The 13324-nt window shown below is 66.8% G+C and carries 16 protein-coding genes; 9 read left to right on the forward strand and 7 right to left on the reverse strand.

Going from position 1 to position 13324, the window contains the following annotated elements:
* Positions 1-139 precede the first annotated feature (139 nt).
* The gene (locus tag R0232_RS13345; protein ID WP_431512411.1) at positions 140-1570 is read left to right on the forward strand and encodes a DUF2314 domain-containing protein; all 1431 of its coding nucleotides are present in this window, start codon (positions 140-142) and stop codon (positions 1568-1570) included.
* Positions 1571-1583: 13 nt separating this feature from the next.
* On the opposite strand, the gene R0232_RS13350 is transcribed toward R0232_RS13345, so the two are convergent.
* On the reverse strand, positions 1584-2120 hold the full coding sequence (locus R0232_RS13350; RefSeq protein WP_093343445.1) for a winged helix-turn-helix transcriptional regulator: 537 nt from the start codon (positions 2118-2120) through the stop codon (positions 1584-1586).
* Positions 2121-2277: 157 nt separating this feature from the next.
* On the opposite strand from R0232_RS13350, the gene R0232_RS13355 reads away from it, so the two are divergent.
* Positions 2278-2652, forward strand: a complete 375-nt coding sequence (locus R0232_RS13355) for a nuclear transport factor 2 family protein (protein ID WP_431512412.1) — start codon at positions 2278-2280, stop codon at positions 2650-2652.
* Positions 2653-2655: 3 nt separating this feature from the next.
* Positions 2656-3156: a DUF3237 domain-containing protein gene (locus tag R0232_RS13360; protein ID WP_431512413.1), complete on the forward strand. Its 501-nt coding sequence runs from the start codon at positions 2656-2658 to the stop codon at positions 3154-3156.
* Positions 3157-3206: 50 nt separating this feature from the next.
* Here R0232_RS13360 and R0232_RS13365 read toward each other — a convergent pair whose 3' ends face one another.
* Both R0232_RS13365 and R0232_RS13370 read right to left on the reverse strand, forming a co-directional pair.
* The gene (locus R0232_RS13365; RefSeq protein WP_431512414.1) at positions 3207-3698 is read right to left on the reverse strand and encodes a hypothetical protein; all 492 of its coding nucleotides are present in this window, start codon (positions 3696-3698) and stop codon (positions 3207-3209) included.
* Between the two features lie 42 nt (positions 3699-3740).
* Complete coding sequence (locus R0232_RS13370; protein ID WP_431512415.1) at positions 3741-4157, reverse strand: GFA family protein; 417 nt, start codon at positions 4155-4157, stop codon at positions 3741-3743.
* Between the two features lie 169 nt (positions 4158-4326).
* On the opposite strand from R0232_RS13370, the gene R0232_RS13375 reads away from it, so the two are divergent.
* The gene (locus R0232_RS13375; RefSeq protein WP_431512416.1) at positions 4327-5040 is read left to right on the forward strand and encodes a hypothetical protein; all 714 of its coding nucleotides are present in this window, start codon (positions 4327-4329) and stop codon (positions 5038-5040) included.
* Positions 5041-5134: 94 nt separating this feature from the next.
* On the opposite strand, the gene R0232_RS13380 is transcribed toward R0232_RS13375, so the two are convergent.
* A complete protein-coding gene (locus tag R0232_RS13380; protein WP_431512417.1) occupies positions 5135-6001 on the reverse strand; it encodes an alpha/beta fold hydrolase in 867 nt (288 codons plus the stop codon).
* 199 nt (positions 6002-6200) lie between these two features.
* Positions 6201-7127: a serine hydrolase domain-containing protein gene (locus R0232_RS13385; protein ID WP_431512418.1), complete on the reverse strand. Its 927-nt coding sequence runs from the start codon at positions 7125-7127 to the stop codon at positions 6201-6203.
* 468 nt (positions 7128-7595) lie between these two features.
* Here R0232_RS13385 and R0232_RS13390 point away from each other — a divergent pair, with 468 nt between their 5' ends.
* The 3 genes from R0232_RS13390 to R0232_RS13400 all read left to right on the forward strand — a co-directional run bounded on the left by R0232_RS13390 (position 7596) and on the right by R0232_RS13400 (position 8600).
* Positions 7596-7937 carry a hypothetical protein gene (locus R0232_RS13390; RefSeq protein ID WP_431512419.1) on the forward strand — a complete coding sequence of 114 codons (342 nt, stop codon included), beginning with the start codon at positions 7596-7598 and terminating at the stop codon, positions 7935-7937.
* 19 nt (positions 7938-7956) lie between these two features.
* Complete coding sequence (locus R0232_RS13395; protein ID WP_431512420.1) at positions 7957-8241, forward strand: hypothetical protein; 285 nt, start codon at positions 7957-7959, stop codon at positions 8239-8241.
* A 74-nt stretch (positions 8242-8315) separates the two neighbouring features.
* Positions 8316-8600 carry a hypothetical protein gene (locus R0232_RS13400; protein ID WP_431512421.1) on the forward strand — a complete coding sequence of 95 codons (285 nt, stop codon included), beginning with the start codon at positions 8316-8318 and terminating at the stop codon, positions 8598-8600.
* Between the two features lie 67 nt (positions 8601-8667).
* On the opposite strand, the gene R0232_RS13405 is transcribed toward R0232_RS13400, so the two are convergent.
* Positions 8668-10368, reverse strand: coding sequence for a hypothetical protein (locus R0232_RS13405; RefSeq protein ID WP_431512422.1), 1701 nt, complete (start codon positions 10366-10368; stop codon positions 8668-8670).
* A 205-nt stretch (positions 10369-10573) separates the two neighbouring features.
* Here R0232_RS13405 and R0232_RS13410 point away from each other — a divergent pair, with 205 nt between their 5' ends.
* Positions 10574-10831: a hypothetical protein gene (locus R0232_RS13410; protein WP_208514054.1), complete on the forward strand. Its 258-nt coding sequence runs from the start codon at positions 10574-10576 to the stop codon at positions 10829-10831.
* Positions 10816-11253 (forward strand): hypothetical protein, encoded by a 438-nt coding sequence (locus tag R0232_RS13415; protein ID WP_431512423.1) that lies wholly within the window; start codon positions 10816-10818, stop codon positions 11251-11253. The genes R0232_RS13410 and R0232_RS13415 overlap by 16 nt, the downstream gene beginning before the upstream one ends.
* Positions 11254-11272: 19 nt before the next feature.
* On the opposite strand, the gene R0232_RS13420 is transcribed toward R0232_RS13415, so the two are convergent.
* The gene (locus R0232_RS13420) at positions 11273-13240 is read right to left on the reverse strand and encodes an ATP-binding protein (RefSeq protein ID WP_431512424.1); all 1968 of its coding nucleotides are present in this window, start codon (positions 13238-13240) and stop codon (positions 11273-11275) included.
* Positions 13241-13324: the final 84 nt, after the last annotated feature.

A 13324-nucleotide genomic window follows, 5' to 3' on the forward strand; every position in this document is an offset into this window, starting at 1 on the left:
AGAGCCAGCAGCCCCGCGGGCTGCCGTCGATACCGTGATGGCCGATTCGCACTCGCGAGCCGCGCATCACATCCGTTGGGCGCTCGTCACACAACACCCCCGACAATCCGCCAACCCTTCACCACCCAGACTCGGAACCATGCGCCTCCCGCCCAAGTCGCTCCGTCCTCTCCTGCTCGCGGCCCTGCTGCTGTGCGCTCCGGCGCTTGCACCGCTGCCTGCGTTCGCACAGGCACAACAGGCCGCCGCACCCGCCACTCCCCCCAAGCCCGGCACCCCCGTACCCGCAGGCTCGCCGCTGCAAGCCGGCCCGGTCCACGCGCAGTTCGCGATCTACTACGCGCCGCGACCCAAGGCCGATCCCATGGCCGCGTTGCGCAGCCGGCTTGCCAAGCTCGGCGACGCTCCCAAGCTGCTGGCATCGATGCCGAAGCCTTCCGAGGTCGCCGCCCCCGTGCTGTTCGCGAACTGGAACACCACGACCGTGCAACAGACCTATCGCGCACCCGAGATGGAGATGCTGCAGCGCTTCGGCCATGGCATCACGCGTGAGCAGGCCGAGGCGCTGCAGGGCAGCAGCCAGGCGCTGATCATCGATTTCGCGCATCCCTCGAAGCTGGCGCTGTCGGCCATGCGCAAGGCGCTCGAACTCACGCTGCAGGTGGCGCGCGACACCAACGGCTTCGTCTGGGACGAGGAGACGCGCGAGCTGTTCACGCCCGACGAATGGCAGAAGCGGCGCGTCGACTCCTGGGCCGGTGGCATTCCCGACATCGCCTCGCAGATCGTGATCCATGCCTACCAGGCCGACAACAAGCTCGCGCGCGCCATCACGCTCGGCATGGGCAAGTTCGGCCTGCCCGATGTGGTGGTGAGCCAGTTCTCGTGGTCGATGAACGGGCCGATGGGAACGCTGGTCAACGGCTTCGCGCAGGCGATGGTGGAGGGCGCGCAGATCGCGCGGCCCGGCCAGTTCGACCTGGACCTGCGCACGCTCAAGCAGGGCGGCCTGCGCGACCCGAAGGACAAGGAGGCCAAGGGCACCACGCCCGCCAGGCTGTCGCTGGTGGCGGGCACCTGGGAGAGCGGCGATCCGCGCAACCGTCTCTACGAGATCGGCTTCGACCGCTACCCGGGCCCCGACCGCTCGGCGCAGCAGGTGGCCCTGCTCAAGAGCACCTTCGGCGCCGCCGACGATTCGGTGTCGCGCATCAAGCACAACGAGGAGATCCTCGCGGCCAGCAAGCTCGCCCGGGCGCAACTGCCCGCACTGCGCGACGCGTTCGCCAAGGGCCTCGCGCCCGGCGAATACATCCTCGTGAAGGCACCCTTCGTCACCCGCAGCGGGGGCAACGAGTGGATGTGGGTCGAGGTCACGGGCTGGAAGGGCGACGCGATCGACGGCATGCTGAAGAACGAGCCGGTCGAAGTGGCCGACTTGCACGCGGGGCAGATGGTGAAGGTGTCGCAGGCGAAGGTGTTCGACTACATGCGGCGCTATGCGGATGGACGGGAGGAGGGGAACGAGACGGGGAAGGTGATTCAGCGCGGGGCGGCGGGGAAGCGGTGAGCGCAGGCGCGCCCTACACCCGCCCCGCCTTGAACGCCTGCAACCGCTCCCGCCGCTCCGCATCGAACGACCCACTGAGCCGCGCAGACAGTTCCTCCCGCCGCATCTCCTTCCCGCACGACTGACAGGCCGGCCCCAGCCCCGGGTCCTGCCCGCAAGGGATGTGCGTGTAGCGAATCGCGACCTCCTCGTGCTCGCCCTTGCACCATGTCTCGCCCCAGGCGCGCAGTGCGAGGAACACCGGATGGAACGAGATGCCCATCGGCGTGAGGTGGTACTCGTGCCGCGGCGGGCGCTCGCTGTAGAGGCGGCGCTCGATCAGTCCTTCGGCCTCCAGTTTCTTGAGACGGCTCGCCACCATCTGCGGCGTGGCCTGGGTCTGCACCTGGATCTCCTCGAAGCGGCGATTGCCGAGGAACAGCTCGCGCAGCACGAGCACGGTCCAGCGGTCGCCGACGATGACCTGCGCGCGCGCGATCGGGCACAGGGTCGAATGCGCATGCGTCGCCTCGTGCTCGGCGGACGCGGGTGGGGGCGATTTCTTGGTCATTGCCGGCATCATACCGCTTGTAACTATGAAAATCATAGGTATATTCGCCACCGTTCGCGAGGCGACTTGAAACCGCCTCGCGCACCGCGGAGTCGATAGGACTTCCGCGAATGCAATCGACCCCATCGAAAGGCTTCTCATGTCTGAACCTGTCAAGTTGGATCTCGCTGCCATCGCCGATCGCTACGCCTCGGCCTGGCTCTCCCACGACCCCGAGGCGATCGTGGCGCTGCACGCGCCGGACTCGACCTTTCAGGCGCACGGCCGCGGCACGGCGGTGCGGGGCAACGACGCGTTGCTGAAGGAATTCACCGAAGTCTTCGAGCGCTATCCGGGCTTCGGCGTGGAAACGCGCCGCCTGCTGCTCGGCGACCGGCACTGGACGCTCGACTGGACGCTGACCTTCCAGCCGCCGGGCAAGGAGCGTCGCGGCTTCCATGCGCTGGACGTGGTCGAGGTGGACGGCGACGGACTCGTCACGCGCAAGGACACCTTCTTCGACTACGCCGAAATCAAGGCTGCCTTGAGCTGACCCATGAGCGCCATCCTCCACAAGCAGCCACTCCTCGAGCAGCCGTTGTTCGAAGCGCTGCCGATCCGCCATCTGTGCGACCTGCGGGTCGACCTCGAAACGCCGATCGTCGTGCCCACGCCGCGCGGCACGCTGGTGCCCTACATCGGCAAGGGCGGCCGGCTCGACGGGCCGAAGCTGCACGGCCAGTTCCTGCCGGGCAGCGTCGACTGGGTCGTGATCGGCGCGGATGGCATCAGCCGGCTCGACATCCGCGGTGCCTTGCGCACCGACGACGGTGCGCTCATCTACTTCGAGAGCAAGGGCATCGCCAGGCTGCCGCCCGACGGCAGGGCGCGGCTGGCCAAGGGCGAGCGGCTCGCTTTCGGCGAGACCTACCTGCGTACCACGCCCAAGCTCGAGACCTCGGACGAGCGCTACACGTGGGTCAACGACCTGGTGCTCGTGGGCTACAACGAGCTGTCGGCAGGGCGGGTCGACTTCCGCATCTATCAGCTGCTTTGATGCGTGCGGCCCCGCGCGAGCCATCGCACGGGGCCTTCGGCGCGGGCGCGCTACTTGCCGTCCGCAGTACCGAGATGGGGCCGAAGCTCCTTGACCCTGGCATCGAGGTTGGCCGGCGTGACCTGCCAGCGCCGAGGATCCTCGTACTCGAAATCCGCGCGGACCCGCCGCGTCTGCCGGTTGAATTGAAAGAGCATCTTGATGAGGCCCTTGTCGCCTTTCCTGCCCCCGTGCAGCAGCCAGTCGCGATAGGCCTTCACCTCGCGCTCGATCGGGTCCTCGAGAAAGGCGGCCGCATGGGCCTGGCCCTGGGCGTCGTAGACATAGCCGTAGCTGCCGTTGACATCGCCATCGGCATCGAGAGAGAAGATCGCGCAGACCTCGACCCAATCGACGCCTTGCGGCTCGCCGCTGTTCACGATCTCGCGGGCGATGGCGCCCATCAGTTCCATGTTCTGCGAGACAGGCTGAGCGGGCGCTGGCGCGACCATGCCGGCCACGGTGATTGCCGCGGTCAGGAATTTGGAGAAGGGGAGTTTCATGCGTCGATGCGTGCTGGCGGGTGGTGATCGCGAGGCAGGCGATCAGGTGTTCGAGGGAGGTCGTGTCTCGTACCGAGGCAAGGTGTCGGTGATCTCGAACCACGGCGCCTTCGACCCCACGTACACATGGCACAGCGGCCGCACACCCGGATCGCCATCGAGCACACCGAGCGCGACACCCAACACGGCCGGCTTCGCATCGAGCTTGCTGATCAGGCTCGAGCCGCACACCGAGCAGAAACCGCGGTGGTCGCCCGGCGAAGACTCGTAGAACCGGACCAGTTCCTCACCCCTGAGCCAGCGGAAGTCCTTCGCCAGGATCTTGCCGCGCGTGCCGCGCGCGCGAAAGGCGGTGCCGTGCGCCTTCTGGCACATCGAGCAGTGGCAGTACAGCGGGTCCTTGATCGTGCCGTCGATCTCGAACGCGACACCTTGGCAAAGGCAGCTTCCTCTCAGCATCGGTCACTTCCTTTGAACGCGTGTTTGGAGGTGGCGGTCAGTATAGGGATGGTGAACCTGCCCGGTCGCGTGCCGATGGCGCTCGGTTGAAATCTGAGAGACTTCGAAATCGCTCGAAATGGCATGATCGTTTTCAATGAGTTCCAGATCGTTTGGGAGGGATCATTTGATGTCAAAGGCCGATCCTCATCTTCGTGATCGACGAAAACTGTTCGCCGTCGTGGGCGCACTTTTCGTTGCGGACCTGCGCATTGCGCGAGCTGAAGAGGCAAAGAGCTTCTCTCGCACCGTGGCGGGCGCCGAGATCTCCTTTCCGGTGTTGCCGGGTTTTTCCAGTCCGGACTCGGTACCGTTGTACAAGCAACAATCCATTGCGCAGAACTATCGGGGTGCGCGACTGCTTGCTTTTTACCCCGCAGAGATGGATCTCAGTGGCGTGAGCCCTGCGGGGCGATTCATCTCAGTCATCACCAAGGTCGAACCTCCGACGTCGATCTCGGTTGCCGATGCCCGCAAGATGAGCGCAATGCTTCGACAGGCTGCGATGGACACCGTTCGCAAAGACTTGCGGCCGGATGCAGCGGAGACCGAGGTTCTGGCGGAGATGAAAAGACGCTTCGACGAGCCGATGCTCAAGATTCAGGATGGGGGCGATCAGATCCTGGGCGTTTTTGACGAGCAGCCATCCGCGAGCACGTTGGTTGTCGTCCAGAAAGCGCCTGGCGGGCAGCCCATCGCCATGGCGATGACCCAGGTCGTCAAGAAGGGCGGTCTGCTCAACGTCTATGCGACCTCACCCTATCGATCTCAACGGGACGTGCGCTGGGTATTGAATGTCACGCAGACCTGGCTTTCTCAATTCGAGGATCTCAATCCGGATTGAGGCGGGGCGAAACTGCTGTGGACCGGCAAGCGGGCCATGTTGGCGAGCCGAGGAATCTTCGGGCCGGAGCGACCTGCTACGGCCGAACGGCTCGTCATCCCGCAATGTCTGCCCAAAAGGCCGATAGCAGGCGCACCAACTCAGCGGGCTGTTCCTCGGGAATGAAGTGTCCGCAGTGGGCCACCACGCCACCCCGGACGTTCCCGGCGACGGTCGTCAGCAGTTCGCGCGTCTTGTCGCCAAAGCTCGCATCGCCTCCGAGGGCGAGCACCGGAACGCGAACCTTGTCGCGCATGAAGGGCTCGGTCTGCAACTGCGTTTCGAAGATCGCCCGGTAGACGCCGAGCACGCCGCTCACGCCACCTGGCGCGGCGAACGTGCGCATGGTTTCGTCGAAAGCCTCCTGCCCGATCGCGCGGGGATTGGCACTGTAGTTCTCGTAGAACCAGGTGAGCACTTCTCGCTCGTGTCCGGAGAACAGCATCTCCGCGAGTCCGGGCGCGAATGCCATCGGCCACCACCACAGGCCGCCCCGTACGGTGCCTTGGGGCGTGAACTGCATCAGCCGTGCGAGGCACTCGCCGGTGATGATGGGTTCGTCGAGGTAGGCCAGCGTACGAACTTCCTCGGGATGCTCGCCGGCCCAGACCAGCGCCGCCGGTGCACCCATGTCATGGGCCACGATGTGGAGCGGGCCGACGCCCAGATGCCGCAACAGCGCGCGGAAGTCCGCCGCCAGCGTGCGCGCGTCATAGCCTCGAGCCGGTTTGTCCGAATCGCCGAAGCCGCGCATGTCGGGCACGATCACGGTGTGGGTCTGGGCGAGAAGCGGAACGACCTTGTGCCAGGACTGCGACGTGCCCGGAAAGCCATGCCAGAGCAGCACGGGGTCGCCTTGGCCGGCAATGGTGTAGTGCAGGTGCACGCCGTTGACGCGTGTGGTTGCTCGAGTGGAGATCATGGCTTGCCTTGTCAGGAGAGGAACGTGCTGGTCGATCGATGACACAGCGCGGTCGATGCTAGTGACGCGACTTGCCTGCCGGTAGATGGCCGGGGTGCATCACGCTGTTGTCGTGCAGGCACCAAAGAAGCGAGCGAGGCAGAAAATCTCCGCTGCCGAGACGCTTCGGGCGCGGGCTCGAGCCGTGTCGTCGCGATGACTACACGGTGCCTTTGTCGATGCCCGGCCTACCGCGCTCTCTCTCACGGCACGGCGCCGCCGCCAACATGCGCGCGGCGCGCAGGAACGCCACCGGACCGACCCAGCTGGGATTCCAGTCGTCCCCCACCGGCACCTGCCGCTTGTGCGCAATGACCAGCTCGCGTTTTGGAACGACCAGGATGTACTGGCCGTGCACGCCCCACGCCATGTAGGCGCCGTGCAGCGGCGAGTCGGACGGCTCCTCGAGCAGCCACCACAGGTAGCCATAGCCGAAGCCGCGCCGTGCCGTGTGCGGCGGATGCATCTGGCTGGACGGCGTGGTTTCGCGCGTGATCTGCCCGATCCAGTCGGGCGGCACCAGTTGCTGCCCGCGCCAGTTGCCCTGGCGCAGCATCAGGTAGCCCAGGCGCGCCATGTCGCGCGTGGACAGGTAGAACGGATAGGCGAGGTGCCGGGACCGCCTCGCATTGCCGGTGCGGGCATGGCGGGCGGGATCGAAGTCCTCGAGCTGCAGCGGCGCCGCCAGGTCCTGCGAGAAGGCCTGGTAGATGCCCAGGCCGGTCAGGCGCTCGAAGGCCGTGCCGGCGGCGTTGAAGTCCCAGTTGTTGTAGAGGAAGTAGCTGCCGGGCGCCTGCGATCCACGTGGAGGCGCGGCGGCCGAGTCGTCTCCGCCATTGGCGGCGGGATGGTAGACACCCGAACGCGCGGCGAGCAGGTCGCGCAGCCTCGCTTGCCTTTCGATCGGCAGCAGGCCGCCGACGTCATCGATGCCCAGCTCGGCCAGCGTGCGGTCGAGGTCGATGGTGCCGTTGGCGACGTACTTGCCGTACATCATCGACAACACGCTCTTGCGCACCGAGAACACGATGCTCACGGCCTGGACCGGCCCTTCGCTGAACAGCACGCGGCCGTCCTGCACGGCCATGAGGGCGGTCGTGTCGAGTGTGCGGACGTAGGCGCGGGTGGCGTCGAGGCTGCGGCGGCAGGCGCTGGCTTCTCCGGGTTCGGGGGATGTTGCCCAGGAGGTCTCAGGAAAGATCGGCGGGGCTGCGGGCGGTGCAGTTGTGCATCCGCTGGCGAGCAGCAAGAAGAGGCTGCATGCGCACCACGAGACCCATGGACTCTTGGGCCGTCTTTGCATTGCAGGTTCTTCTTCGGGGTGCGAGGTGTTGGCCGTTGGCCAGGACGTGAGTCGGTGCAATCGGGTAGCAGGGGAGGCCAGGCCTTTCTTGTCGCTGTCGGGCTGCATGCGATCCAAGTCTATCGACGGAGTGTGTCGGGCGACTGTCGCATGACGGTTGTCCTCGTTCGTCGGTCCACGCAGCTCGGCCCGTCCTCCTGCGGGCTAGACTTTGGTGACAGGCCTACCACGGTCACAGGGAGGAACGGATCGATGGCAATCACCATGTACTGCTGGCGGCGCAAGATGGACATTCCGATGCTGACGGAAGAGGAATGGCAGCGGGTCCATCCGAACAGCTATATCGAGCAGTTGAAGAAATATCGGGAAGAGACAGGGCGCTCGCTCTCGCAGGCCAAGGAGGCGGGTCTTGGCCATCTTTCGCTGGCAGCCTATGAGCAGATCACCGGTTGCAAGGAGACGAATCCCCTTGCCCTTTTTCATCATCGCGCGAGTCTGTATGGCCCGCCTTGCCACGCATGCGGAAAGCCACTGCGTACGCCCATTGCCAACCATTGCGCGGCTTGTGGTGCGAAGCGGCCCGTTGATCTGTAGTTGGTTGGAGCATCACCGTATGAGACCGGAAGCCTATCCTGTGGTCGGAATATTCAAGAACGAAACCGCCGTCGCCATGACGCTGTATCTTGAAATGATCCCGGAGGAAGTGATCCTCGATCCAGGGGATGAGGTCGAGCTTCTTGCTCGCCCCAGCGATCGGCTGTTGCCCCTTGATGTGGCCCCGGTCGAGGGCGGCTTTCATGTGCATGCACACAAGGAGTGGGACCCGGACTGGCACGTCAGATTCCGGGGGGGAATCATCAAGGCCGGTCATCCGACGCGCCTCGCCGACTACCGTTGATCCTGACCTTGGTGGTCGTGAGGCAAACGGCCGAAGAAGAGGACGGCTCTTCTTGAAAGCGCGCCCTCAAGCTCATGCTGGACCCCAACAAAATTCCCCCCCTCCGTCGAGCTCGTCCTCTGTCTTTCGCCGACTTGGTCGAGCAGTTCGGAATCGCGGGCGATGGCGAACGAACCAAGGCATTGAAAGCCGCCTCCCGTCACGATTTGGACCGCCTTCGAAAGGCCGTCGAAGTTCACGCCGACGCGCTCGACGAGTGGTTGGCCGGTCCCGAAGCTATCGGCCCCGGCTGGACTGATGAGTACATCGCTTTCAGCGCCATGGGAATGGCCGCCGATGCGGCTGCGGGTCGTCATTGACGACGAAGTAGCTCTTGCTCCCGACGATCGGCGCGAAGCCCGATCTCTCCCTGAAAATTTCCAGGAATCATCGCGCCGTCCGAATCCCCCCACCCGACGATCCACCGGAACGCGGGCACTCCCCGTACTCCTTGCTGTTGCCCAGGCCCGGTTGGCACGCGCAGGCTTCCCGATCGCCGATGCAGCGCCCCGTCACGGGGTCGTAGGAGATGGTGGGCGTGCGTGGCGTGCTGCCGACGGTCGAGGCGTTGGCCGGCGGCGTGCTCGTCGCTCTTGCGGCGGTGTGAACCTGGGGCGTGCATCGGCGCCCTCCGGACTGCACTGCGTTGCAGGCGCTCTCCGCGGCCGCATATTGCTGCTGGCGCAGCTTGCGTTCCGCTTCGATCTGCGCGGGCGTCACGCCGGGTTCGGTGGGGCAGTTGCCGTCGATCATGTCGAGCACCGTCTTGGTCATGAACATCACGGTCTCCTGGCTGGCGGTGATCGAGGCGTTGGGCGGCACCTTGGTCGCGATGACGGTCTGCTTCATGGCCTCGCAGGCCTGGCTCGAGAGTCGACCTCCCGCGGGGCGGGCGGGAGCGGCGGAAGCGGTGCTCGTGCCGGCCGACGAACCGGTGCCGGCGCCGCCCGCCATCTGCTGCGCGGCGGTGGCGGCCAGCGGGTGGTCGGGGAAGCGGCTCACGAGGGTGCGCTGCACTTCGCGGGCACGCGCCTTGTCGCCCTGCGCATTGAGTTCGTCGGCGCGCGCGAAGAGTTGGCCGGGGTTCATGGCCTGCAGGCTGGTGCGGAACTGCTGTTCGGCCTGCGCGGCCTGCTCACGCGCGCGCTGCTGTTCTTCCTGCGCTGCCGTGCGGGCGGCGGCCGCGCGCTCGGCGGGAAGGTTGACGTCGGTGCGTGCGCCGGCTGCGTCGTAGCTGACGCCCACCGACAGCTTGCCGTCCTTTTCGAAACGGCCTTCCTCGGCCAAGGCGCCATCGGGGCGGTACTTCTTTCCTTCGAAGACGCCGTTGCGCCAGGTGCCGAGGTTCATGGCGCCATCCGGGGTCGCGGAGGCGGTATGGAATGTCGGGTCTCCGTGCACGTATTCGGTGATCATCCTGCCGCCGTTGGGCATGAGGATGTCCTGCCTGGCCTGTACGAGACCGTAGGTGTATTGCCCTCGCACCACCTTGCCGTTCGAATAGAAATACGTTCCCCAACCGTCTTCCTTGCCGTCCTTCGTCTGGCCGTAATAGGCCCAGGGGATCTTGTCGTAGCCCATACCCGTCAACGGGTCGCCGGCACCGACATTCCGCACCTGCGTGGCGATGTCCTCGATCCGTCGCTTCGCCTCGGGCAGCTTCTCCAGGTTGCGCGCGCCGCGTCTCTCCTCGTCGCTCAGTACGGCCGTGAAGATCGCATCGGGCGTCACCTCCTTGCGATGGCCGAAGAGCCCTCGCGTGCCTTCGCCGATCGCCGCCTGCAAGCGCCCGAGATAGCCCTTGGCCTGCGCACAGGTCTTCTGCACGTTCAGCACGAAGCGGCAGCCGATGTGGGCCGCGCAAAGGTCCGCCTGGGTGACGGTGGCCTCGTCCTTGAGTTCGCTGCAACTGGCGATCTCGGGATTGACCTGGGCCTTGGCTCCGACGGGAGCGAGGAGGGCGCAAGCCGACAGCAGGGCCGCGGCGAGGAGGGGGCGTTGCCATCGCGCCGCCGGCTGGATCGGCCTGCATGCCATGCGGCCGACGGGGTTGAGGGCGGGCTTCGGCGCGATGTTCGTCCGGGTCATGACGTCTCCTCGTCAATGTGGGCCCCAATCTAGCAAGAAATTCTGAAAACGAAATACCTCCATCGGCGTATGCACGGTGCGCGGATGACGCGGTGTTCTCCGCGGGGCTTTCGAGAAGGATTCCGAGGAAGGGGATGGCAGGCGCCTACAAGGCCGGTTGGCGCGGGCATCTATGAATGGCTGAAGACAACAAGGACTTCCAGCCATGACCCTCGAACACACGATCGACAAGTTCAAGCAGGTCGACGCCGCCCGCGCCGACTACCCCGGCGAGCACCTGATCGTGCTCGGTGCCGGTGTGTTGCTGCTGCTGGCCGCCGGCCGCAGCCGCTCGTTCCTCACGCGCATCGTCGCCGGTGCGGCAGGCGGCGCGCTGATCGGCCGGGCCGCGAGCGGCACGGGCGGCATCGCGAAGCTGGCGGGTGCATTGCAGTCCGGAGGTCTGGCATGGCCGCGCCGCTGATGGAATCGCTGCGCGCGGTTCGCGCGCCGAGGTACTGGGCGGTGGGGCTGGGCGTCGCCTTGCTCGCGGTGTTCCTGTTCTACCTCGCGCTCAGCAGCCTGGTGCACGAGAGCGCCGGGCGCGCGCCACGGCTGCCGCCGTCGATCATGCCGGAGCAGGCGAAGGCGCCCGCGCCGGCCATCGACAGCGCGCCGGCGGTCCAGCCGGTCCGCGCGTCCGTCGTGCCATCGATCGCCAGGCTGGACACCACGATGGCCAGCGCCGAAGCGGCCACGAAGAAGGCCGCCCCGGCCTTCATCGAGGTCCAGAAGTGCGTCATGCCCGAAGGCGATGCGGTCTACTCCGATGCGCCGTGTCCGCCCGATGCCCAGGCCAGCACCCTGCGCCTGCCGAGCCACCCGAACGCCGCGGCTCGTCTCTGAGCAGCAGAGCCGGCAGCGCTCAGCCCGCGAGGGGCGCGACCTCGCGCTCCAGCGGCAACCACAGCGTGAATCGCGTCCCCGCGCTCCCCGACTCCCACCCCACGGTCCCGCCGATCGCCCGCGCGCGCTGCTGCTGATTGCGCAGCCCGCGCCCGCCGCGTTGCAGCGCCTCGGCCACGTCGAAGCCCGGCCCGTTGTCCTCGATCGTCACGCACACGAGCTCGTCGGTGGCCGCGGTGCTCACGCGCAGGGTGGTGGCGCGCGTGTGGCGCATCACGTTGGCGATGCACTCCTGCATGATGCGCAGGATATGCAGCGCGCTGCCCGGGTCGAGCCAGGGCAGGGGCGGCACGGGCTGCACCTCCCAGCGCAGTGCGATGCCGGCGCCCTCGATGCGCGGCGCGAGCCGGAAGCGCAGGGTCGCGAGCAGCAGCAGCAGGTCGGCGTCGACGCTCTCCATCGAATCGATGGCGAGCTTGAGGTCGTCCATGCAGCCCTTGAGCATGTCGGCGATCCCGGCCTCGCTCATGCTGCCTTGCTCCACCGAGCGGATGGCGCCGATCAGCGAGGAACCCAGGCCGTCGTGCATGTCCTGCATCAGGCGGCGGCGCTCGGCGTTGAGCATCTGCTCGTTCTCCACCACGCGCAGCCGTTCGTAGCTCTGCTTGAGCTCGTCCTCGCGCTCGCGCAGCCGGTGCGCCAGGCCCTTGTTGAGCCGCGCCACCTCGGCGAAGGCGCCGGTGTAGCGCAGGAACATGATGTACGAGAAGACGAAGAACAGGCCGATGATGGCGTAGGGCGAGGTGTAGACGCTCTCGGGGCTCACGAGGTTGTTCTGCAGCAGGGCGTCGTAGCCGGTGAAGGCGACGGCGAACATGGTCCAGCCCGCCACCAGCCGGCCCTCGGGCAGTTGCGCGCGATAGGCCTTGCGCAGGTTCACCGAGAAGATCAGCACGGCCACCGGCAGCACGGCGAGGTTGAGCAGCGGGGTGAACAGGTAGAGACTGACGATCGATCGCGAGACGTGCGGCAGGGTCGCGAGGTTGCAGGCCAGCGTGAGGCCGACCGACAGCCACGTGAGCCAGGGCGAGGGCTGCCGGTGCAGGCGCTCGAGGAACAGGTGGACGAACAGGATCAGCCACAGCAGGCTGGCCACGGTCATCCATTCGAACCAGTCGTCCGACATCGGGATGTAGCTGCCACCCACGTAGTAATGGAGCATGCGCAGGAAGGCGGCCGCCGAGATGGCGAAGAACAGCAGGTAGAGCGGCTCGCGCCGCTTGCCCAGCCACACGGCGAAGGCGAAGGCGCCGACCGCGAGGAAGGCGGCGCTGCCCATGAACGGCAGTTGCACCTGCAGCAGATGGCGCGCCTGGTAGCGCCAGGACAGGTCGTCCTCATGGCCCACCCACACGGTCGAGACGCCGCTGCCGCTGTTGCGCAGCCGGTCGACGCGGATCAGCACCGACGCGGGCGTGGGTGCCTGGGCCGCGGGGTTGAGCGGCAGCAGCAGCGGATGGTTGTAGCCGTTGTGGATCGGGCTGCCGTGCGACTGGTAGATGAGCACGCCGTCGCCGTACACGGCGATGTGGCCCAGGGTCTTCCAGCGCGGCAGGTAGAGCAGGCGCGGCTGCGTCGAGGGCGGCAGCCTGCCGAGGTCGAGGCGGTACCAGTCGGTGACGGTGCGCATGCCACTGGAAGCGGTGGGCACGAGCTCGCGGTCGGCGGTGTAGGGCAGGCCGACCGGCTTCCAGCCGCCGCGCGGCAGTTCGGCATCGACGGCGAGCAGCGGCGGCGCCGAGAAGCCGGTGCCGGTCACCGACTGCAGTTCGGCCTCGGTGATGTGGAGGGCCTGGTCGTCCGGCTGCGCGGGCGCCGCGGCAGGGGTGCGCGCGCAGCACAGCAGCAGCACGATCAGCGGCAGCGCGCGCCAGAAGGCCGCGATCCCCCGACCGGCTCTCCCGCCGTCGTTGTTGCCCTGTCTCATCGAACGCTTGCGCCTTGGAACTCGCTGTCGGCTCGCGGCGCGCGCCGGACGGGCGCCGGCCGCTTGCAGCGAGGGGCGCACCCA

This window comes from Variovorax sp. DAIF25, from assembly GCF_050711835.1.
GTDB lineage: Bacteria > Pseudomonadota > Gammaproteobacteria > Burkholderiales > Burkholderiaceae_C > Variovorax.